The sequence below is a fragment of the Vibrio ichthyoenteri ATCC 700023 genome (assembly GCF_000222605.1).
In the GTDB taxonomy this organism is placed as follows: Bacteria; Pseudomonadota; Gammaproteobacteria; order Enterobacterales; family Vibrionaceae; genus Vibrio; species Vibrio ichthyoenteri.
Genome location: NZ_AFWF01000062.1, coordinates 24,481 through 45,976, shown reverse-complemented (window position 1 = coordinate 45,976; position 21,496 = coordinate 24,481). Strand labels below are relative to the sequence as shown.

17 protein-coding genes are annotated in these 21,496 nt (G+C 44.8%); 11 read left to right on the top strand and 6 right to left on the bottom strand.

Going from position 1 to position 21,496, the window contains the following annotated elements; genetic code table 11:
• Nucleotides 1–10: 10 nt before the first annotated feature.
• The 4 genes from RH85_RS05965 to zipA all read right to left on the bottom strand — a co-directional run bounded on the left by RH85_RS05965 (nucleotide 11) and on the right by zipA (nucleotide 5,734).
• Nucleotides 11–790: a YccT family protein gene (locus RH85_RS05965; protein WP_006711309.1), complete on the bottom strand. Its 780-nt coding sequence runs from the start codon at nucleotides 788–790 to the stop codon at nucleotides 11–13.
• 84 nt (nucleotides 791–874) lie between these two features.
• A complete protein-coding gene (locus tag RH85_RS05960) occupies nucleotides 875–2,029 on the bottom strand; it encodes a porin (RefSeq protein WP_006711308.1) in 1,155 nt (384 codons plus the stop codon).
• Between the two features lie 504 nt (nucleotides 2,030–2,533).
• On the bottom strand, nucleotides 2,534–4,543 hold the full coding sequence (ligA, locus tag RH85_RS05955; protein ID WP_006711307.1) for an NAD-dependent DNA ligase LigA: 2,010 nt from the start codon (nucleotides 4,541–4,543) through the stop codon (nucleotides 2,534–2,536).
• A gap of 156 nt (nucleotides 4,544–4,699) precedes the next feature.
• Nucleotides 4,700–5,734, bottom strand: a complete 1,035-nt coding sequence (zipA, locus tag RH85_RS05950; protein ID WP_006711306.1) for a cell division protein ZipA — start codon at nucleotides 5,732–5,734, stop codon at nucleotides 4,700–4,702.
• A 229-nt stretch (nucleotides 5,735–5,963) separates the two neighbouring features.
• Here zipA and cysZ point away from each other — a divergent pair, with 229 nt between their 5' ends.
• The 5 genes from cysZ to crr all read left to right on the top strand — a co-directional run bounded on the left by cysZ (nucleotide 5,964) and on the right by crr (nucleotide 10,997).
• On the top strand, nucleotides 5,964–6,701 hold the full coding sequence (gene cysZ, locus RH85_RS05945; RefSeq protein WP_420895792.1) for a sulfate transporter CysZ: 738 nt from the start codon (nucleotides 5,964–5,966) through the stop codon (nucleotides 6,699–6,701).
• Nucleotides 6,702–6,894: 193 nt separating this feature from the next.
• The gene (gene cysK, locus RH85_RS05940) at nucleotides 6,895–7,863 is read left to right on the top strand and encodes a cysteine synthase A (RefSeq protein ID WP_006711304.1); all 969 of its coding nucleotides are present in this window, start codon (nucleotides 6,895–6,897) and stop codon (nucleotides 7,861–7,863) included.
• 300 nt (nucleotides 7,864–8,163) lie between these two features.
• Nucleotides 8,164–8,421: an HPr family phosphocarrier protein gene (locus tag RH85_RS05935; RefSeq protein ID WP_006711303.1), complete on the top strand. Its 258-nt coding sequence runs from the start codon at nucleotides 8,164–8,166 to the stop codon at nucleotides 8,419–8,421.
• Nucleotides 8,422–8,557: 136 nt separating this feature from the next.
• Entirely contained in the window at nucleotides 8,558–10,282 is a 1,725-nt protein-coding gene (gene ptsI, locus RH85_RS05930; protein WP_006711302.1) for a phosphoenolpyruvate-protein phosphotransferase PtsI, read from the top strand.
• A gap of 205 nt (nucleotides 10,283–10,487) precedes the next feature.
• Nucleotides 10,488–10,997 carry a PTS glucose transporter subunit IIA gene (gene crr / locus RH85_RS05925; RefSeq protein ID WP_006711301.1) on the top strand — a complete coding sequence of 170 codons (510 nt, stop codon included), beginning with the start codon at nucleotides 10,488–10,490 and terminating at the stop codon, nucleotides 10,995–10,997.
• Between the two features lie 81 nt (nucleotides 10,998–11,078).
• Here crr and RH85_RS05920 read toward each other — a convergent pair whose 3' ends face one another.
• On the bottom strand, nucleotides 11,079–12,230 hold the full coding sequence (locus RH85_RS05920; RefSeq protein WP_006711300.1) for a 2-octaprenyl-3-methyl-6-methoxy-1,4-benzoquinol hydroxylase: 1,152 nt from the start codon (nucleotides 12,228–12,230) through the stop codon (nucleotides 11,079–11,081).
• A gap of 268 nt (nucleotides 12,231–12,498) precedes the next feature.
• On the opposite strand from RH85_RS05920, the gene miaB reads away from it, so the two are divergent.
• The 5 genes from miaB (at nucleotide 12,499) to lnt (ending at nucleotide 18,098) form a co-directional block, all read left to right on the top strand.
• Nucleotides 12,499–13,923 carry a tRNA (N6-isopentenyl adenosine(37)-C2)-methylthiotransferase MiaB gene (gene miaB, locus RH85_RS05915; RefSeq protein WP_006711299.1) on the top strand — a complete coding sequence of 475 codons (1,425 nt, stop codon included), beginning with the start codon at nucleotides 12,499–12,501 and terminating at the stop codon, nucleotides 13,921–13,923.
• Between the two features lie 67 nt (nucleotides 13,924–13,990).
• Entirely contained in the window at nucleotides 13,991–15,088 is a 1,098-nt protein-coding gene (locus tag RH85_RS05910) for a PhoH family protein (protein WP_006711298.1), read from the top strand.
• Nucleotides 15,088–15,552, top strand: coding sequence for an rRNA maturation RNase YbeY (ybeY, locus tag RH85_RS05905; protein WP_006711297.1), 465 nt, complete (start codon nucleotides 15,088–15,090; stop codon nucleotides 15,550–15,552). The genes RH85_RS05910 and ybeY overlap by 1 nt, the downstream gene beginning before the upstream one ends.
• 101 nt (nucleotides 15,553–15,653) lie before the next feature.
• Nucleotides 15,654–16,553: a CNNM family magnesium/cobalt transport protein CorC gene (gene corC, locus RH85_RS05900; protein WP_006711296.1), complete on the top strand. Its 900-nt coding sequence runs from the start codon at nucleotides 15,654–15,656 to the stop codon at nucleotides 16,551–16,553.
• Between the two features lie 30 nt (nucleotides 16,554–16,583).
• Complete coding sequence (lnt, locus tag RH85_RS05895; protein WP_006711295.1) at nucleotides 16,584–18,098, top strand: apolipoprotein N-acyltransferase; 1,515 nt, start codon at nucleotides 16,584–16,586, stop codon at nucleotides 18,096–18,098.
• Nucleotides 18,099–18,138: 40 nt separating this feature from the next.
• Here the strand turns inward: lnt and RH85_RS05890 are convergent, their stop codons facing one another.
• Nucleotides 18,139–18,609, bottom strand: coding sequence for a zinc ribbon-containing protein (locus RH85_RS05890; protein WP_006711294.1), 471 nt, complete (start codon nucleotides 18,607–18,609; stop codon nucleotides 18,139–18,141).
• Between the two features lie 247 nt (nucleotides 18,610–18,856).
• Here RH85_RS05890 and leuS point away from each other — a divergent pair, with 247 nt between their 5' ends.
• Nucleotides 18,857–21,433: a leucine--tRNA ligase gene (leuS, locus tag RH85_RS05885; RefSeq protein WP_006711293.1), complete on the top strand. Its 2,577-nt coding sequence runs from the start codon at nucleotides 18,857–18,859 to the stop codon at nucleotides 21,431–21,433.
• Nucleotides 21,434–21,496: the final 63 nt, after the last annotated feature.

Sequence of the window (21,496 nt, the reverse complement as noted above, 5' to 3'; positions counted from 1 at the left end):
CTAGAATTTTTTATTGACTGATAAGCCAAGCAAGAATCTGTTTTCTATCTTCTACTTTAGCTTCTGCATACCAATAACTAAGCATATTCAATGCTTGAGAACCTTCAATAGGACTTACTTTATCCATTGAGCGATTTTCAAATGCCCAGCTAACAAATTGTTCATTTTCTGCCGGTGTTGCCTTATCCATCCAGTATTCAATCATGGATGCAGGCTCTAGTTCGCCGGTTTTAACCGTCACGACTTTCACTGCAGGAGATGTCGCCACTACCGCAGCATCAACTTGTGCAACACTACTCTCGGCAATATTGCCCGTGTTTATACCATGGGTCTTGTTATAGTGGGCAAGATCCTTACTATAGTCACGCATTAAACCATCGCCAGCAGGTAGCCGATCAATCGTGAAGTCAACATTATTGCCACCTTCATCGACCAACTTTACTTTCGGATTTTTGTTAAATTCAATCCCTTCGCTTTCACGTAATACGCGCATGTCAGGCTCTAAGCGAAGATCGATATCTTCTGCATTAAAACTTAGCACGAATGCATGCGAGTTAAATTTTTCTCTTTCTCCACCATTATTTTCAATCAGTTTAGCCATACGGAAAACAATTTGGTTTGTGCCATTGTCTAACGTTTGAGCCGAACTTGAAAATAAGCTATACCCCATCTCTTCACCATCAACAATGATTGGTGAGAGGTCGCGATGGAAGTTTAGTCCAACTTCTGCATGTGGAGCGAATGAAGTAGTCATTACACCAATAGCCAACAAGGTTTTCATTACCTTCATTTATAATCTCCTGATAAGAAAAACGAGCACTCGAATGAGTGCTCGTACAATTTAAGACAGTTAGACTAGCTTATAAGACTGAGCTTAGAAGTAGTATTCTGCACCCAATAGGATGTTAGTTGCGTCACCCGCTTTCTCGTCTTTACCCGCTTCAGCAGCTGGCATGTCGTAGTTACGGATGTCCATGTATAGGTAAGAGCTTGGTAGCAAGTAACCTAGACGTGCAGTAATAGCTGTTGCAGAATCATCGTAACCGCCGTTAGCCGTTTTAGATGTTGCTGCGTAACCACCTTTAAGAACCCACTTACCATCAATTACGTACTGAGCTGTTGCTGAGTAAGCGTCTTGATCGTTCTTCTTGCCAACAAGGTCATTTTTCATGTGTTTGTAAGCAGCAGTAAGTGTTAGGTCACCTAGGTATAAGCTACCACCAACGATTGCGTAAGAAACATCACCCGCTTTTTTAGTTGTAGCTGCAGTTGCATCAATCACGCCATAACACTGGTAACTACCAGCTTTATCTGCGTCTGGAATTACAGCACAAGACGGTAAGTCTTTATTAAAGCCCCAAGATGCGTCTGTTGCTGCAACTTTAGCGTCGTACTCACTTTGACCGTAGTAACCAGCGTGTACACTGAACATTTCACGAGTGAAAGATGTACCTAAGCTGTAAACCATCGCTTCGTTCGTTGCATCCATACCGCTTAATGTAGCTTGGAAGTTAAAGCCACCCCAAGTTGCTGAATCAAAACGGATGTTGTCGTTTGCACGATCTTGGTAAGTCGCACCAATTTTGTTGTGCCAATCGAATACGTTACCTAGACCTGGGTTTGAGTGTGGCCAATCGACGTAGTTGTATGCTGCAACAAGTTGACGACCAAATTTGATTGAACCAACACCGTCAAAATCAAAACCAAAGTATGTGTCACGACCACCGAAAGAACCTAGACCATCGTTGTTACCGCCACGGTTCCAAGCATTGCCTGTTTCCATTTGGTAGATGAAATTAGGCTCGAAATTATCAAACTCAACAGTACCACGAACACCTAGACGAGATTCGATCTCAACTACTGTGTTGCTATCACCCACTTCAGGGTTGTTTAGCTGAAGGCTACCAGCCGCTTGACCGTAAAACTGTACTGCTTGACCGTTTAGCTCAATTGCTGCGTTTGCTGTGCCAGCCATTGCTGCTGAAGCAACTGCCGCACATACAAGAGTGCGTTTGAAAAATTTGTCCATGGAAAAAACTCCTAAAAAATGGGATATAGCTGTTTTCATTTCTTCCCTCTTAAGTTTGGCCGCCGAAGAGAAAAGATAATTCTCATAAAATCTCAATTATCAAACTAAATAACTTTTGATTTTAAAGTTGCTGCATACACCGTGTGTATCCATGCCACCTAGACTAACTTCGCAACAAAAAACATCAATCAGAACTTAATTTCTTTATAAAAAAATATGAGCTGACACATACTTTTTCAAAAGTAGTGATCTTGATCGCACTCGATTTTTGAACTTTATAAAAAAACATCAAATAACATGCAAAACAACGGCTTACATATAAACACCTATAAATTAACTTGAAGTGCGTCGCACTAACTTTTCAACTTGGTCGGGGATTTATTTTAGTTTGATGCTTATCACGGTTCTAGATTTGAACTTTATTTCGCAGTCAAAAGAGATTAATTTTTTCCAAAAAAAAACGCTCTACCACTGATGGTAGAACGTTTTTCCTGACAAATTTGCTTACATTAAGTTGATTAAATCTTGCTCAGTTTGTACTTCAATACCTAACTCTTGAGCTTTGGCTAATTTTGATCCTGCATTTTCGCCGACAAACAAAATATCGGTTTTCTTTGACACGCTACCAGCGACTTTCGCACCTAAATTTTGCAACGCGGCTTTGGCATCGCTACGAGATAATTGAGAAAGAGAGCCGGTTAATACCACGGTTTTTCCAGCCAAAGGCTGCGGCACACTGTCATCACGCTCTGCAATTGCTGGCCAATCAATCCCTTGCTGCTGCAACTCAGCGATCACTTGTTGGTTTTTCTCTTGGGCAAAGAAAGCCGTGACATGACTTGCCACGATAACACCGACATCTTGCACTTCAATCAATTGTTCATGACTGGCCGCCATTACCGCATCGAGTGTCTTGAAATACATCGCTAAGTTCGCCGCGGTCGCTTCACCCACTTCTCGAATACCAAGCGAGTATAAAAAGCGAGGTAATGTGGTTTGCTTCGCTTTGACCAATGCATCAACCACATTTTGTGCCGATTTCGGCCCCATACGTTCAAGGACTGTAATCACACCTGCACTGAGTTTAAATAGATCAGCAGGGGTTGCGACCATCTCTTTATCCACCAGTTGCTCGATAACCTTTTCACCCAGACCATCCACATCAAGCGCTTTACGAGAAACAAAGTGCTTAAGCGCCTCTTTACGCTGCGCCTGACAAACAAGACCGCCAGTACAACGGGCTACCGCTTCACCTTCCACGCGCTCAACCGCAGAGTTACACACCGGGCATTGCGTAGGGAATACAATATCCCGTGCAGATTCAGGGCGACGATCCAACACAACTGACACTACTTGAGGAATGACATCACCCGCACGACGAATAATCACGCTATCACCTATTTTTACCGCTAAGCGCGCTATCTCATCGGCGTTGTGTAAGGTGGCATTACTCACCGTCACTCCCCCGACAAAAATAGGTTCCAACTTAGCGACTGGGGTGATCGCACCAGTTCGACCAACTTGGAATTCAACATCATTCAAGAGCGTGATTTCTTCTTGCGCTGGAAATTTATACGCAATCGCCCAGCGCGGTGCGCGTGCAACAAAGCCAAGACGCTCTTGCAATGTCACGTCATCAACTTTAATCACCACCCCATCAATCTCATACGCCAATGCATCGCGACGCTCTAAGATATCGTGGTAATACGCTTTTACTTCATCTAACGATTTAACTAACTTCGTTTCTGGGCACATTGGTAGTCCCCAGTTTTTGAGCTGCAGAAAACGCTCATAGTGGCTCAATGATAACGGTTCGCCTTCCACGACCCCGACACTATAAGCGTAAAAGCTGAGTGGACGAGTCGCTGTAATGCGAGAATCAAGTTGACGTAAACTGCCTGCGGCGGCGTTGCGCGGATTCACAAACGGTTTTTCACCTTTTTTGAGTGCGATTTGATTGAGCTTGTCAAAGCCCGCTTTAGGCATAAACACTTCACCACGCACTTCAATGCGATTAGGCCAACCTTCACCACGCAGTTTTAATGGTATCGCACTGATGGTACGAACGTTTTCCGTAACATTCTCTCCCGTCGTGCCATCACCTCGAGTCGCGGCTTGTACCAAAACACCATCAACATAGAGCAAGCTTATCGCCAAGCCATCCAGTTTTGGCTCACAACAAAATAGATCAAATTGCGCAGCGGGTAGGCGGTCAGACATTCTTTTATGAAAGCTTTCCAATTCACTATCATCAAAAGCATTATCCAGCGATAACATTGGGATTTCATGGGCAACCGATTCAAAACCATCAAGCGGCTTGCCGCCAACACGCTGACTTGGTGAGTCAATCGTGACCAAATCTGGATATTGAGCTTCAAGATCCAATAATTCACGCATCAGACGATCGTATTCCGCATCAGGGATCTCAGGGCTATCTTCTACGTAGTAACGGACGGCATGGTAATGAAGCGTTTCGCGTAATTGTTCAAGCTTTGGTTGGATTTCTGTCGACATAATTCACTCAATGTTCGAGAGGCAATAAAACTAATGGAAGGAGTATGACCGCCTGATTTGAGATTCTCAAGCAATACCCTCAGGTTGATAGACGTCAAAATAAAAAGGCCCCTAATCAGGAGCCTTAAAGTTCAAGAGCCAGTCACAGCACAATAATTAACTGGCGTGTGCGGCCTTAAATTTCTTAATTTGTGCTCGGTAAGCATCTAACCGATTAGGCGTCATTAGATTGCGTGCATCATCAAGGACATTCGCTCCAAGATCATCGGCAATCTGTTGGGCCGTTCTGAGCATCAATTTAAAATTCTGCTCTGCATCACCAAAACACGGCAATGTCATAAAGAATGAAATACCTTTAGTCGTGAAAAGCGCGGGATCATCATGCTGGAGCGTACCTGGCTGCATCATATTCGCGACACTAAATAGCACCTTGCCGGTGCCCGACAAATCCGCATGGCGATGGAAGATGTCCATTTCACCATACAACAAACCATTTTGTTGCATGCTATCAAATAGCTTAGTACCGACAAATGCTTGCTCACCGGAACAATGCACATTAAGTACAATCACATCCATTTCTGGCTGCTCATCTTCTACTTTGTTTTCACTTTCTTCAATTAACGGTTCATCACGTTGAATACTGTCTGACACCGTCAGTTCAACTTGAGGAGTAGCCGCAGCTTTAGTGGCGGTGATACTTTCATCAGCGCTCTGCGCAGTAGCAACCGGTTCTAAAGAGGTTTCGTTTAGAGAAGTTTCAATTGGTGTTTTTTCATTTAGTGGCTCTACCGCAACAACCGTTTCTGCTACCGCCGACATGGATGGCAAGTCATGATCAATCGAATAAGCTTGCTCATCGACTTCACGATGATTGATATCCGCATGTTTCACATCAGGCTCAACGTAATTATCAACCAAAGGATCTGAGGCCAAAGGATCGATCTCCAAAGGCTCAACCGAGAGATCAGGCTCTTTGCGCTCTTTACGAATAATGTCAAAGTCGTCTTCTGGAGCAAATCCACGTTCTGCACTGCGGTCAGCGATTTCATCGCTTCCTACATCCAGCTTCCCTAGTGGCTTGTCACCAAATTTTGACTTACCTTCTTTTTTACTCGTCCACAGACCGTGAAATAGCAACGCGGCAATGGCTAGCGCGCCCACCACGATAAGTACGAATCGCAATTCCTGCATTTTTTGCTCTCATTTGCTTAGCTAAAACGTTATTGTTGCCTGAGCTAAGTTTATTAAAACGGTTAACAACCAACTCTACCAAAACTCACTAGGGTTTTAGAACAAATTAATGTGAGAAGTTCCCTCAATGTTGTGATTTTGGACACGCTTCTTTCTTGTTATTATAGAAAGTGCTCATTTTCCACCCAAAACTGTCACTATACAAAAAGTAACGATGCAAAAAGTAACTATGAATAACAACACCACACCTCGCTCAGGTTTCGGCTACTTCTTTTACGGTATCGAAATTGCCCTAAGTGCCGAAATACGCCGCTTTGTCATTTTACCGCTCTTGGCCAATATCATTTTGGTGGGCGGTGCCCTGTTTTATCTATTTTCTCATCTTGATACATGGATATCTTCTTGGATGGGACAACTGCCTGAGTTCCTTTCGTGGCTTAGCTATCTGCTGTGGCCAATCTTGGTGCTGACGATTTTAGCAACCTTCTCTTACTTTTTTAGTACTCTGGCGAATTTTATCGCCGCGCCTTTTAACGGTTTATTGGCTGAAAAAGTAGAAGAGCACCTAACCGGACAAAAAATAAACGACGATGGTATTTTAAGTGTTATTAAAGATACGCCCCGCGTACTAGCACGCGAATGGCGTAAATTACTCTATGTTCTGCCAAAAGCGATTGGTCTTTTTTTACTGTTATTGATCCCAGCACTAGGCCAAACCATCGGGCCAATTCTTTGGTTTGTTTTCACCGCGTGGATTCTGGCTATTCAATACTGCGACTACCCATTTGATAACCACAAAATCTGTTTCAACGACATGCGTTACAATTTGAAACAAAAACAAGGTAAGGCGTACGGCTTCGGTGTACTGGTGAGCGTTTTCACCACCATTCCAATCCTCAATTTGATTGTAATGCCGATTGCTGTCTGCGGTGCAACGGCGATGTGGGTGGCAGAGTTTAAAAAATAATCAAAAGGGAGTTCAATACTCCCTGCTATTTTCTTTGCGAGTACCTTCAAGTTAATAAGATATAACTTTTTAATCCTTCTCTAGAATTTTTTACTGTCCTAATCTCTATCACACAAAATAAACAAATATGGTTGCGCGGTATCCTGATTTTTGTGGTATCCGAGCAAGACGCTAACTAATGAAGGACCATACAATGAGCAAGATTTATGAAGACAACTCACTAACTGTTGGTAACACTCCACTGGTACGTTTAAACAAAGTTAGCAAAGGTAATGTACTTGCTAAAATTGAAGCGCGTAACCCAAGCTTCAGCGTTAAGTGTCGTATCGGCGCAAACATGATTTGGGATGCTGAAAAAAAAGGCACACTGAAACCAGGTGTTGAACTGGTTGAGCCAACCAGTGGCAACACCGGTATCGCACTGGCTTTCGTTGCTGCCGCGCGTGGATACAAACTTACGCTAACCATGCCAGAATCAATGAGCCTTGAGCGTCGTAAACTGCTCAAAGCGCTAGGCGCCAACCTCGAGCTAACAGAAGCGGCTAAAGGTATGAAAGGCGCGATTGCTAAAGCAGAAGAAATCGTTGCCAGCAATCCAGAAAAATACCTACTTCTTCAACAGTTCAATAACCCAGCAAACCCAGAGATCCATGAGAAGACCACTGGACCTGAGATTTGGGATGCAACCGATGGTGAAGTGGATGTTATCGTAGCGGGTGTGGGTACTGGCGGCACGATCACAGGTACTAGCCGTTATATTAAAGGCGAAAAAGGCAAGGCGATCACATCTGTGGCGGTAGAGCCGGCAGAATCGCCAGTTATTGCACAAGCTCTTGCCGGTGATGATATTCAACCTGCTCCACATAAAATCCAAGGTATCGGTGCAGGTTTCATCCCTGGTAACCTAGATTTAGAGCTGCTAGACCGTGTTGAAGCCGTAACTTCAGAAGAAGCCATTGAGATGGCACAACGTCTCATGGAAGAGGAAGGTATTCTTGCTGGTATCTCTTCGGGCGCGGCGGTAGTAGCAGCGAACAGAATTGCGGAACTACCTGAATTTGCAGGAAAAACAATTGTTGTTGTACTACCAAGCTCTGGTGAACGTTACCTCAGTACTGCGCTATTTTCTGGTATCTTTACTGAAAAAGAGAACCAACAGTAATACGTATCCAAATCAAATTTTAGTTTAAAAAAGCCCCATTCAGGGGCTTTTTTGTTGATCCTCGCCACACCTTTGGTAATATCAGCAATGTTTTATTTTTGGCTTCAAAATAATATTGCCAAAACGGTATTTAAGCGGTAATGATCGGTACTTAATGTTTCAGTCGTTACTGCAATATTTGTAACCTGTATCAGTTTCAACACAAAATGATGGCACGTTTCATAGAAGCCGCTTTCATAAAGCGTTAAGCTAGTTCGGGTTAATAAACTATCTATAATATAATTAATTGGGGTATACAAAATGTACGAGAAGCAAGTTGAAATCACTGCAGAAAATGGTCTTCACACTCGTCCTGCTGCACAATTCGTAAAAGAAGCTAAAGCTTTCGATGCGGACATCAGCGTGACTTCAAACGGTAAAAGCGCTAGCGCAAAAAGCCTTTTCAAACTACAAACTCTTGGCCTAGTAAAAGGCACTGTAGTTAAAATTTCTGCTGAAGGCCCACAAGCACAACAAGCTGTAGACCACCTAGTTGCTCTAATGGACCAACTACACTAATCCGGTCTCCTATTTTCGAAGCCATTTTGTGAAAACAAAATGGCTTTGTTGGAAATAGAGCAAAACATAAGCTAAACATTATCGTTAGCGCATCCATATTTCTCCCGTTTAAAGTTGACCAATTTAAGGTAAGGCTATGATTTCAGGCATCCTAGCATCTCCTGGTATTGCTATTGGTAAAGCACTACTACTTCAAGAAGATGAAATTGTACTAAATACAAACCCGATCACAGACGATCAAGTAGAAGCAGAAGTTGCGTGTTTCTTTGACGCTCGCAACAAATCATCTGCTCAGCTTGAAACCATCAAGCAAAAAGCACTTGAAACATTCGGTGAAGAAAAAGAAGCGATCTTTGAAGGTCACATCATGCTTCTTGAAGATGAAGAGCTAGAAGAAGAAATCCTAGCGCTGATCAAAAAAGACAAAATGTCTGCAGATAACGCTATCTATACTGTTATCGAAGAACAAGCATGTGCACTAGAGTCTCTAGATGACGAATACCTAAAAGAGCGCGCGACTGATATTCGCGACATCGGCTCTCGTTTCGTTAAAAACGCTCTAGGCATCAACATCGTATCGCTAAGCGATATCGATCAAGAAGTTATCCTAGTTGCTTACGACCTAACGCCATCAGAAACTGCGCAAATCAACCTAGATTACGTACTGGGTTTCGCATGTGATATCGGCGGTCGTACTTCTCACACTTCAATCATGGCTCGCTCGCTTGAGCTTCCAGCGATCGTTGGTACTAACGACATCACAAAGAAAGTTAAGAATGGCGACATGCTGATTCTTGACGCGATGAACAACAAAATCGTCGTAAACCCTTCTGACGCTCAAATTGAAGAAGCAAAAGCTGTGAAAGCAGCATTCCTTGCTGAAAAAGAAGAGCTAGCAAAACTGAAAGACCTACACGCAGAAACCACTGATGGCCACCGCGTAGAAGTCTGCGGCAACATCGGTACAGTGAAAGACTGTGACGGTATCATCCGTAACGGTGGTGAAGGTGTTGGTCTGTACCGTACTGAATTCCTATTTATGGATCGTACTGCACTTCCTACTGAAGAAGAACAGTACCAAGCGTACAAAGAAGTTGCAGAAGCAATGGAAGGTCAAGCGGTTATCATCCGTACTATGGATATCGGCGGCGACAAAGACCTGCCATATATGGATCTGCCAAAAGAGATGAACCCTTTCCTAGGCTGGCGTGCAGTGCGTATCAGCTTGGATCGTCGTGAAATCCTTCGTGACCAGCTACGTGGTATCCTACGTGCGTCAGCACACGGTAAACTACGCATCATGTTCCCAATGATCATTTCTGTTGAAGAGATCCGTGAACTGAAAAAAGCCATCGAAGAGTACAAAGTTGAACTTCGCGCTGAAGGCCTAGCTTTCGATGAAGAAATCGAAATTGGCGTAATGGTTGAGACTCCAGCAGCTGCTGCAATCGCACACCACCTAGCAAAAGAAGTGGCTTTCTTCTCCATCGGTACTAACGATTTAACTCAGTACACTCTAGCGGTTGACCGTGGTAACGAGATGATTTCTCATCTTTACAACCCACTTTCACCAGCAGTACTAACGGTTATCAAGCAAGTTATCGACGCGTCTCACGCGGAAGGTAAATGGACAGGTATGTGCGGTGAGCTTGCAGGTGATGAGCGCGCAACACTACTTCTACTTGGTATGGGCCTAGATGAGTTCTCAATGAGCGGCATCTCTATCCCAGCAGTTAAGAAAGTAATCCGTAACTCTAACTTCGCTGAAGTTAAAGCGATGGCAGAAGAAGCGCTTTCTCTACCAACAGCAGCTGAAATCGAAGCCGTTGTAGAAAAGTTCATTGCAGAAAAAAGCAAGTAATCTGCATATCCAATCTATACCGTAGGCATGGAGTAGCAACACTCGTTAGCTGAAATCACAGCTAAAATTGATCAATGCATCAAGTGTTTGCTTACATCATGCCTTACTCGGTTACCGAATAGACGGCTAAAAATGTTCGTCTATTCGATTAGATTGGTATACTATATTTCGAAAGAATAAAACTAAACGTTAGGAGCATGACACAATGGGTCTGTTTGATAAACTTAAGAAGCTAGTATCTGATGACAGCGCTGACGCTGGTGCAATCGAAATCATCGCACCTCTATCAGGCGAAATCGTTAACATCGAAGATGTGCCAGATGTAGTATTCGCAGAGAAAATCGTTGGTGACGGTATTGCTATCAAGCCTACTGGCGACAAGATGGTAGCTCCTGTAAACGGTACTATCGGTAAAATCTTCGAAACTAACCACGCATTCTCTATCGAATCAGACGACGGCGTTGAGCTATTCGTTCACTTCGGTATCGACACAGTTGAGCTAAAAGGCGAAGGCTTCAAGCGTATCGCTGAAGAAGGCCAAACGGTTAAAGCTGGCGACACAGTAATTGAATTCGATCTAGCTCTTCTAGAAGAGAAAGCGAAATCAACTCTGACTCCAGTAGTTATCTCTAACATGGACGAGATCAAAGAGCTGAACAAGCTTTCTGGTGCTGTAACTGTTGGTGAAACTCCAGTACTACGTGTAACTAAGTAATTTTTACTTAGCGAAACGAAAAAAACGCTGCCCTTGAGCAGCGTTTTTTGTATCTAGCATTTGAATCATTGCTAAGCGATATTAGTTTAAACCCAGCGCGTACTTGAGCACCTGTTGCTTAATTGGCCCAGTCTTATCTGCCAATTTTAAAGCTGCATTACGTAGCAGTTTTAATGGTGCAATGTCGTTACTAAACCCAGCATAGAAAAAATCCATTCCCGACTGCATCAATAAATTATCGCCACGACGCTTACGCTCATAAGTCTTTAATCGTTCAACTGAAATAGACTCACCTTCAACGGTCTCTAATAACGCGGCAACATCTTTAAAACCAAGATTAACCCCTTGTCCAGCGAGTGGATTAATCGTATGGGCCGAATCCCCGACCAAAATACAACGATTATTCACGTACTGTTGAGCATGGCGGCGGGTCAGTGGAAATGAACCGTGTTGCAACACTTTGACCTGGCCAAGCTCAGTCGGAAAGTAAGTCATCACCTCTTCACCAAGCTGTTCATTGCTCATCGCACTAAGTTGTTTAATTCGTTTTGGAGAGTCATACCAAACCAACGATGCTTGCTGGCCGCACAAGGGCAGAAATGAGCGTGGGCCAGTGGAATGAAATTGCTGCCAAGTAATCTCTTGTTGGTCAGATTCAGTTTCAACATTGATCAGCATGCAGTGCTGGCGATAATCCCATGCCGTTACACCAATACTAGCAAAGTCACGCACTTTTGAATTCGCACCGTCCGCGCCGACTACCCATTCGGCGCTCAGTGTGCTGCCTGAGGTTAAGGTGATTTTTACTTCATCCTCAACAACCAATGACGCGAGTGAATCAGGGCAAATCACAGTGAGGTTCGGATATTGAGCGAACTGTTGCCATAAGCCGAGCTGAATCACGCGATTTTCAACAATGTAACCCAACTGCTCTAAACCAAGATCATCGCTGTTAAAGCGAGTTCGACATTCTGGGTGTTCCCACGTTTCTAAGCGTCGATAAGGACAAACACGCATTTTTTCAATCGCTTGCCATGCGCCCAATTTTTGCAGAATATCGACCGAATGATGGGAAATCGCCGACACACGAATGTCCATCGCCTGCTCATCCGCATAGGCATAAGGCTGCTGCCCTTCAATTAATACAACCTGCCTGCCTTGCTTAGCAAAACCCAGCGCAACAGCCGCACCAACCATGCCGCCACCAATCACTGCAATGTCAAACTTGTTCATTTTCTGCGCGTCATCATCTTGATTTGTGAGTGAATTTTTATTGTACGGATTGATTAAGAAAATGTAACTAAAAACCTTAACTCGACCAAGGGCAAAGCCCTTGTAAAGTCTAGCATTGACTCATTTGGCGACAACACTAGTCAGGTGCTTTTTAAAGCAGTACAATACGCCGCTTACCGCCGTGACGGCGGCTATAATTTGAATGAACAGTAGTCAATAGAGGCTGCCAGTTCAACGATTTTTAAGATTTAACACGAGCGAAAGTGAGATGAGTAAGAAACTGCTAATTAAAACTTGGGGTTGCCAGATGAACGAATACGATTCATCAAAAATGGCCGACCTGCTTAACGCTGCAAATGGCTATGAGCTAACAGAAGACCCTGATGAAGCAGATGTACTTCTACTTAACACCTGTTCGATCCGTGAAAAAGCACAGGAAAAAGTTTTCCACCAGCTTGGTCGTTGGAAAACACTAAAAGATAAAAAAGCCGGTGTTGTGATTGGTGTGGGTGGCTGTGTTGCTACTCAAGAAGGTGATCATATTCGCCAGCGTGCACCATTCGTGGACGTAATTTTTGGCCCGCAAACTCTGCACCGCCTGCCACAAATGATCCAGCAGTCGCAAACTAACGAAGCGCCTGTCATGGATATTTCATTCCCTGAGATTGAAAAATTCGACAATCTACCTGAGCCTCGTGCTGAAGGCGCAACGGCATTCGTTTCAATCATGGAAGGCTGTTCTAAATACTGTACTTATTGCGTAGTGCCATACACTCGCGGTGAAGAAGTTAGCCGTCCAATGGATGACGTACTTTACGAGATCGCGCAACTTGCAGAGCAAGGCGTGCGTGAAGTAAACCTTCTAGGCCAGAACGTAAACGCATACCGTGGTCCAATGCACGACGGCGAAATCTGTTCGTTTGCTGAACTGCTGCGTCTCGTCGCTTCTATCGATGGTATCGATCGCGTACGCTTTACCACTAGCCACCCGCTTGAGTTTACTGATGACATCATTGCCGTATATGAAGACACTCCTGAACTAGTGAGCTTCTTGCACCTACCTGTGCAAAGCGGTAGTGACCGCGTATTGACGATGATGAAACGTCCGCACACGGCTATCGAATACAAATCTATTATTCGTAAACTACGTAAAGCGCGTCCTGACATCCAAATCAGTTCAGACTTTATCGTTGGTTTCCCTGGTGAGTCAGACAAAGACTTCCAAGACACCATGAAGCTAATCAAAGAAGTCGATTTTGATATGAGCTTCAGCTTTATCTTCTCTCCTCGTCCAGGCACACCGGCTGCAGATTACCCGTGTGATCTTGCGGAAGAAGTGAAGAAAGAGCGTCTTTACGAACTACAACAAACCATCAACGCACAAGCGATGCGTTACTCACGCCTAATGCTAGGCACAGAGCAACGTGTATTGGTTGAAGGCCCATCGAAGAAAAACCTAATGGAACTTCGTGCTCGTACTGAAAATAACCGAGTTGTGAACTTCGAAGGCAATGCTGATCTGATCGGCCAATTCGTTGATGTTAAGATCGTTGATGTAATGACTAACTCACTACGTGGTGAGCTAGTTCGCACTGAAAAAGACATGGATCTTCGTAACATGATTTCGCCAACGCAAATGATGGCAAATACGCGTCGCGAAGATGAATTAGGTGTTGCTACCTTTACGCCATAAATTCGAACACGCCAAAGAGAGCTGATCTCTATCAGCTCTCTGCCTATTGGCACAATGAGAGGTAACTTTGAGCAATAAAATTGTCACGCTAGAGATCGATCTAGAACCTGCCGATAATCACCGTTTAGCTAGCCTTTGCGGACCATTCGATGACAACATCAAGCACTTAGAACGCCGATTAGGCGTAGAAATTAGCTACCGAGGCAACTTCTTCACCATCGTGGGTAAACCTCACACCTCAGCAGCCGCGCTTGAAATTATTAAAACCCTTTACGTTAACACCGCCCCTGTTCGTGGCAATATTCCTGATATTGAACCAGAAGAGATCCATCTTGCGATAAAAGAAACCGGTATTCTTGAGCAAGAAGCGGAATCCAATATGGAATATGGCAAAGAAGTCTTTATCAAGACCAAAAAAGGCGTGATCAAACCGCGTACCGCCAATCAAGCGCAATACCTAGTCAACATGGTCACCCATGACATTACTTTTGGTATTGGCCCAGCAGGAACCGGTAAAACCTATCTTGCTGTTGCCGCGGCCGTTGATGCGCTTGAGCGCCAAGAAGTCCGTCGTATTCTCCTGACTCGTCCAGCCGTTGAAGCGGGTGAGAAACTGGGATTCTTACCGGGTGATTTGAGCCAAAAAGTCGATCCCTACTTGCGTCCGCTTTATGACGCTTTGTTTGAGATGCTCGGTTTTGAGAAAGTCGAAAAACTTATCGAGAGAAACGTTATTGAAGTAGCACCGCTAGCTTACATGCGCGGTCGCACCTTAAACGATGCGTTTATTATTCTTGATGAAAGCCAAAACACCACCGTGGAACAAATGAAAATGTTCTTAACACGGATTGGTTTTAACTCACGCGCGGTGATTACCGGTGACGTAACTCAAATTGACTTACCACGTGGTGCTCGCTCTGGCCTACGCCATGCAATTGAAGTGCTTAATGAAGTAGAAGAAATCAGTTTCAACTTCTTCCAAGCTGATGACGTCGTACGCCACCCAGTAGTGGCTCGCATCGTTAACGCGTATGAGAAGTGGGAAACCCAAGATCAAAAAGCGCGTAAAGAAATTGAACAACGTCGTCGCGAAGAACGCGAAGACAAATTGCTAGAAGCGCAAAAAGCGGAATTATTACCAACCGCACCGGAGAATAAGCAGTAATGGCGATCGAACTGGATCTACAATTAGCAGTCGAAGATGAACAAGGTTTACCAAGCTTTGATGATATTCATCTTTGGTTAAGCAAAGCCATTTCATTATTTCAGCCAGATGCTGAAGTGACAGTGCGCATTGTTGATGAACAAGAGAGCCACCAGCTTAACTTAGAGTATCGCGGCAAAGATAAACCCACCAACGTACTCTCTTTCCCATTTGAAGTGCCAGAAGGTATGGAAATGGATCTACTTGGTGACCTGATCATTTGTCGACAAGTGGTTGAACAAGAAGCCATTGAGCAAGATAAGCCAGCTTTGGTACATTGGGCTCATATGGTTGTACATGGCAGCCTGCATCTGCTAGGTTATGATCATATCGAAGACGATGAAGCTGAAGAGATGGAATCGCTCGAAACTGAAATTATGCAAGCTATGGGTTATCAAGACCCGTATATTGCAGAAAAAGAGTAATTAATTGCTCTAATGATGAAGACCAAACTCGCTTAATCGCCCAGTTTAGTTTTCCTACGTGTGCTATCACACATCTGATAGCGTTATGTAATTGAGACACAATGAACGAAGATAATTCGCCCTCATCTCTAGAAGGTAAGAAAGAAAAATCAGAAGGTCCGAGTAGAAAGTCCTTCTTTGTACGCCTAGGTCAACTATTTCAAGGAGATCTTAAAGATCGCCAAGAGCTTGTGGATGTTATCCGCGACTCAGAAGAAAATGACCTTATTGACCACGACACCCGCGACATGCTCGAAGGTGTAATGGAAATAGCCGAAATGCGAGTGCGTGATATTATGATCCCACGCTCGCAAATGGTCACAGTGGAGCGCACTGACGATCTTGACGCACTGGTTGCGTTGATCACCGATGCACAACACTCTCGCTACCCTGTTATTAGCGAAGATAAAGACCATGTGGAAGGCATCCTACTCGCGAAGGACTTACTCAAATACCTAGGTTCTGACAGCGCAGAGTTCAATATCGAACAAGTTATTCGCCCTGCCGTTGTTGTACCTGAAAGCAAACGTGTAGACCGACTACTGAAAGAATTCCGTGAAGAACGCTACCACATGGCGATCGTTGTGGATGAATTCGGTGGTGTTTCAGGTCTAGTGACTATTGAAGATATCCTTGAAGAAATCGTCGGCGACATCGAAGACGAATTCGACGATGAGGAAGAACTTGATATCCGTCAGCTAAGTAAGCACACGTATGCTGTCAAAGCCCTCACCACTATTGAAGAGTTCAATGAAACCTTCGGCACTTCGTTCAGTGATGAAGAAGTAGATACCGTGGGTGGTTTGGTAATGACGACATTCGGTCATTTACCAACGCGAGGCGAAGTTGTAGAAATTGATCACTACAGCTTTAAAGTGACTGCAGCCGATAACCGCCGTGTTATTCAACTGCAAGTGACTGTGCCGGACAACGAGCCATTACCGCAACCTATTGAAGAATAATCTACACGTCTTCTAAATAAGATAATAACGATGATTAGTACTCTAGTTCATCGCCTCAAGCGGCCCGTAGGGGCCGCTTTTGTTGGCGCCTTAACAACATTTGCATTCACGCCATACCAGTTGTGGCCTTTGGCGATTTTTAGCATCGTAGCACTGCTGTGGCTACTTGACCGACAAAGCACCAAACACGCTGTTGCCATCGGTTTTGCTTGGGGGCTCGGCCAATTTGCTACCGGTATTAGTTGGGTGCATGTCAGCATCGATAATTTCGGTGGAATGCCAAAAATAGCCAGCCTGTTTTTGATGATCTTATTGGTCAGCTACCTTGCGATTTACCCTGCGCTATTTGCAGGTTTACTCAATCGCTTCGCGAGCAAGAGCGACCGTATCCGCTTCTTACTGATCGCCCCTGCTTTGTGGCTGGTTTGCGATTGGCTACGCGGCTGGGTGATGACCGGTTTCCCATGGTTGTGGCTAGGCTACAGCCAAATTGATTCGCCATTAGCGAGCTTCGCTCCACTTGGTGGCGTGGAATTGATCACCCTGCTTATCGTCATCAGTGGCAGTGCTGTCACTTATGCGTTGATCCATAAACAATGGTCAATGCTGCTTGTACCAGCCATCATCATCGCGACGGGTTTTGGTTTACGTAACATTAACTGGGTAACACCCAACCCTAGTAGCACCACCAAATTTGCCCTTATCCAAGGTAATATCGAGCAAGCGCTAAAATGGCAACCAAGTCAGCGTTGGCCGACCATCATGAAATATGTCGACCTAACCCGACAAAATTGGGATGCCGACATTATTGTTTGGCCGGAAGCGGCAATTCCTGCCTTCGAATTTGAAATCAGCTCATTCTTATCGAACTTAGACAGCAACGCTAAAGCGAATCACAGTGCGGTGATCACCGGCGTGGTCAATCAAGATAGCGATCGCAAATTTTACAATAGCATTCTATCGTTAGGTGAAACCAATTACGGCGATTACAGTTACGATCTAGATAAGCGTTACCACAAGCACCACCTACTGCCGTTTGGTGAGTTCGTTCCGTTTGAAGCGCTGCTGCGCCCGCTAGCACCATTCTTTAATTTACCTATGTCATCGTTTAGTCGCGGTGACTATGTGCAAACCAACATCGATGCCAACGGTAAGCAACTGGCACCAGCGCTCTGCTATGAGATTATTTTTGGCGAGCAAGTGCGTGCCAACATCACTGATGAGACTGACTTCATTCTTACGCTGTCGAATGATGCGTGGTTTGGTCGCTCCATTGGTCCATTGCAACATATGGAAATCGCCCGCATGCGCGCGCTTGAGTTTGGTAAGCCGGTGATTCGGTCCACCAACAATGGCGTAACAGCAGTCACTGATCATAAAGGCCAAATTACGGCGCAAATTCCGCAGTTTGAAACTGGCGTATTACGTGCCAGCGTGACATCAACCACCGGACAAACACCCTATCATAGCGTTGGCTCATGGCCGCTGTACCTTTGGGTACTGCTGTGTCTTTCGGTTGGTCTCTACCACCGTCGCCAACATTAAAAAAGAGGGCTCTTAATGAGCCCTCTTTTTTATTTACAACTTAAGGTTTTAAAGGCTTGCGGGTAAATGCCGTATGGCCACATTGAATACACGAGATAATCTCGGTTGGATGATTGTATTGCGTTTGATGCCCACACTTGTCGCACACTAACGTACCCAACCCAATGACCTCACCGGCTTGATACAAACCTTGATGTTCCAAATCAGCAAACAATTCAACCCACTCTACTTTGGTTCGATCGGTAATTTCGAGTAACCCTTGCCAAATAGAATTGGTCACCATTTGATAAAATGGACCGCTTTTTGAGTGTTCGTAGTTGTCGGCAAACTCTTTTAAATCCGATTTCATATACGCCGATATCAATGCCAACTCATCTTTGGTCATATCATTGGCAGCATCAACATACTTACCTGATGTTTCGAGCACGTGGTTTACTTCATCTGGACTATGCTTGAGTGCTTCTACCACATCATCAAACATATCTTCATAACCCGCCTTACGTTTTGGCATCGTCACTTCCTCCATCGTTCATACCGCGTCCAATATTGATAACATGTCATTGGACATCGAATGATTAAATCCCCTTATCACAATAATAGTCTGTGACTTGGAGAGCGAAAGCAGTTTCCAACACAGCAACTTCAAGCTAGAAGAGCGTTGGCTATTGTTGAACTCTGCTCCTTTATGTATTCTATGACGATCTATTATTGTCTGTTCTAACTGAACTCACACTTTCCAAGATAACCGGATATCATCGATGCAAGAGCAATACAACCCGCAAGACATTGAACAGAAAGTTCAACAGCACTGGGATAACAACAAGACCTTTGTTGTAAGTGAAGACCCAAACAAAGAAAAATTCTACTGTTTGTCTATGTTCCCGTACCCAAGTGGTCGACTGCACATGGGTCACGTGCGTAACTACACTATCGGTGATGTTGTATCTCGTTTCCAACGTCTACAAGGCAAAAACGTAATGCAACCTATTGGTTGGGATGCGTTCGGCCTACCTGCAGAAAACGCAGCAGTAAAAAACAACACTGCACCTGCACCATGGACATACGAAAACATCGAATACATGAAAAACCAGCTTAAACTGCTGGGTTTTGGTTACGATTGGAATCGTGAATTCGCAACATGTACGCCTGAGTACTACCGTTGGGAACAAGAATTCTTTACTAAGCTGTACGAAAAAGGCTTGGTTTACAAAAAGACCTCTTCAGTAAACTGGTGTCCAAACGACCAAACAGTACTGGCGAACGAGCAGGTTGAAGACGGTTGCTGCTGGCGTTGTGATACGCCGGTTGAACAAAAGAAAATTCCACAGTGGTTCATTAAAATCACTGAGTACGCACAAGAGCTACTTGACGATCTAGACAACCTAGACGGTTGGCCTGAAATGGTGAAAACCATGCAGCGTAACTGGATTGGTCGCTCTGAAGGTGTTGAGCTTGCATTTGAAGTGCAAGGTGAAGCATCACCACTAGAAGTGTACACCACACGCCCTGACACGCTTATGGGCGTGACTTACGTCGGTATTGCTGCTGGTCACCCTCTTGCTGAGAAAGCAGCGGAGAACAACGCTGAGCTTGCAGCGTTCGTTGACGAATGTAAGAATACCAAAGTAGCCGAGGCGGAACTGGCGACAATGGAGAAGAAAGGTATGGCGACTGGCCTTACTGCTATTCATCCATTGAACGGTCGTGAAGTGCCTATTTACGTGGCGAACTTCGTTCTTATGGATTACGGCACAGGCGCGGTAATGGCGGTTCCTGCTCACGATCAACGTGACTACGAATTTGCAACTAAATACGGCCTAGACATCATTCCAGTAATTAAGCCGGTTGATGGCACTGACGTTGACGTTTCTGAAGCAGCTTACACAGAAAAGGGTGTTCTGTTTGATTCAGGCGAATTCGACGGTCTAGAATTCCAAGCGGCATTCGATGCGATCGCAGCGAAACTAGAAGCAGAAGGCAAAGGCACGAAAACGGTTAACTTCCGTCTACGTGACTGGGGCGTATCTCGTCAACGTTACTGGGGAGCGCCAATCCCAATGGTAACAACAGAAGACGGTGAAGTTCACCCGGTTCCTGCTGACCAACTACCAGTAATCCTACCTGAAGATGTGGTGATGGATGGCGTAACTAGCCCTATCAAAGCAGACAAAGAGTGGGCGAAGACCACATTTAATGGCGAGCCAGCACTGCGTGAAACCGATACCTTCGATACCTTTATGGAATCATCTTGGTACTACGCACGTTACTGTTCTCCACAAGCAGACGACATCCTAGATCCAGAAAAAGCAAACTACTGGCTCCCAGTAGATCAGTACATTGGTGGTATCGAGCACGCTTGTATGCACCTATTGTACTCACGTTTCTTCCACAAGTTGCTACGTGACGCAGGTTACGTAACCTCTGACGAACCATTCAAGCAACTACTGTGTCAAGGCATGGTTCTGGCTGATGCTTTCTTCTACACCACCGAAAAAGGCGGTAAAGAGTGGATCGCACCAACAGATGTCACCATTGAACGTGATGGCAAAGGCCGTATCGAAAAAGCGGTTGATAACCTAGGCCGTAACGTTGAGCACTCAGGCATGATCAAAATGTCTAAGTCAAAAAACAACGGTATTGACCCACAAGAGATGGTAGACAAATACGGTGCAGATACCGTGCGTCTATTCATGATGTTTGCATCGCCAGCTGACATGACGCTGGAATGGCAAGAGTCTGGCGTTGAAGGCGCAAACCGTTTCCTAAAACGTGTTTGGAAGCTTGTGGCTAGCCACACAGCAAAAGGCGCGGCTGAAGCCGTTGACGTTGCAACTCTATCTGGTGATCAAAAAGCGCTACGTCGTGATGTACACAAAACCATCGCCAAAGTATCGGATGATATCGGTCGCCGTCAAACGTTCAACACCGCGATTGCCGCGATCATGGAACTGATGAACAAGCTGGCAAAAGCACCTCAAGAGTCAGTACAAGATCGTGCAATTCTTGATGAAGCGCTAAAAGCGGTTGTACGTATGCTTTACCCTATGACGCCACACATCAGCTACGAAATGTGGATTGCGTTAGGTGAATCAGATGTTGACTCAGCAACATGGCCAACGTTCGATGAAAATGCACTGGTTGAAGACGAAATCACTGTTGTTGTGATGATCAACGGTAAATTGCGTGCAAAACTGACCGTTGCGGCTGACGCCACCGAAGAGCAAGTACGTGAACTTGGTCTAAATGATGAGAACGCAACGAAATTCCTTGATGGTTTAACCATTCGTAAAGTGATTTACGTACCGGGTAAACTACTGAACATCGTGGCTAACTAATACTCGTCACTAACCTCACGAACATGGCGAACTAAATCGTCATTTCAAGGTCTGTAAACAGGG

Bases quoted from the DNA above. Each gene is read 5' to 3' on its own strand.
- crr (WP_006711301.1), top strand. From the start codon at position 10,488: ATGGGTCTGTTTGATAAACTTAAGAAGCTAGTATCTGATGACAGCGCT.
- cysZ (WP_420895792.1), top strand. From the start codon at position 5,964: ATGAATAACAACACCACACCTCGCTCAGGTTTCGGCTACTTCTTTTAC.
- miaB (WP_006711299.1), top strand. From the start codon at position 12,499: ATGAGTAAGAAACTGCTAATTAAAACTTGGGGTTGCCAGATGAACGAA.
- RH85_RS05935 (WP_006711303.1), top strand. From the start codon at position 8,164: ATGTACGAGAAGCAAGTTGAAATCACTGCAGAAAATGGTCTTCACACT.
- ligA (WP_006711307.1), bottom strand. From the start codon at position 4,543: ATGTCGACAGAAATCCAACCAAAGCTTGAACAATTACGCGAAACGCTT.
- ybeY (WP_006711297.1), top strand. From the start codon at position 15,088: ATGGCGATCGAACTGGATCTACAATTAGCAGTCGAAGATGAACAAGGT.
- lnt (WP_006711295.1), top strand. From the start codon at position 16,584: ATGATTAGTACTCTAGTTCATCGCCTCAAGCGGCCCGTAGGGGCCGCT.
- cysK (WP_006711304.1), top strand. From the start codon at position 6,895: ATGAGCAAGATTTATGAAGACAACTCACTAACTGTTGGTAACACTCCA.
- leuS (WP_006711293.1), top strand. From the start codon at position 18,857: ATGCAAGAGCAATACAACCCGCAAGACATTGAACAGAAAGTTCAACAG.
- corC (WP_006711296.1), top strand. From the start codon at position 15,654: ATGAACGAAGATAATTCGCCCTCATCTCTAGAAGGTAAGAAAGAAAAA.
- ptsI (WP_006711302.1), top strand. From the start codon at position 8,558: ATGATTTCAGGCATCCTAGCATCTCCTGGTATTGCTATTGGTAAAGCA.
- zipA (WP_006711306.1), bottom strand. From the start codon at position 5,734: ATGCAGGAATTGCGATTCGTACTTATCGTGGTGGGCGCGCTAGCCATT.
- RH85_RS05960 (WP_006711308.1), bottom strand. From the start codon at position 2,029: ATGGACAAATTTTTCAAACGCACTCTTGTATGTGCGGCAGTTGCTTCA.
- RH85_RS05920 (WP_006711300.1), bottom strand. From the start codon at position 12,230: ATGAACAAGTTTGACATTGCAGTGATTGGTGGCGGCATGGTTGGTGCG.
- RH85_RS05890 (WP_006711294.1), bottom strand. From the start codon at position 18,609: ATGCCAAAACGTAAGGCGGGTTATGAAGATATGTTTGATGATGTGGTA.
- RH85_RS05965 (WP_006711309.1), bottom strand. From the start codon at position 790: ATGAAGGTAATGAAAACCTTGTTGGCTATTGGTGTAATGACTACTTCA.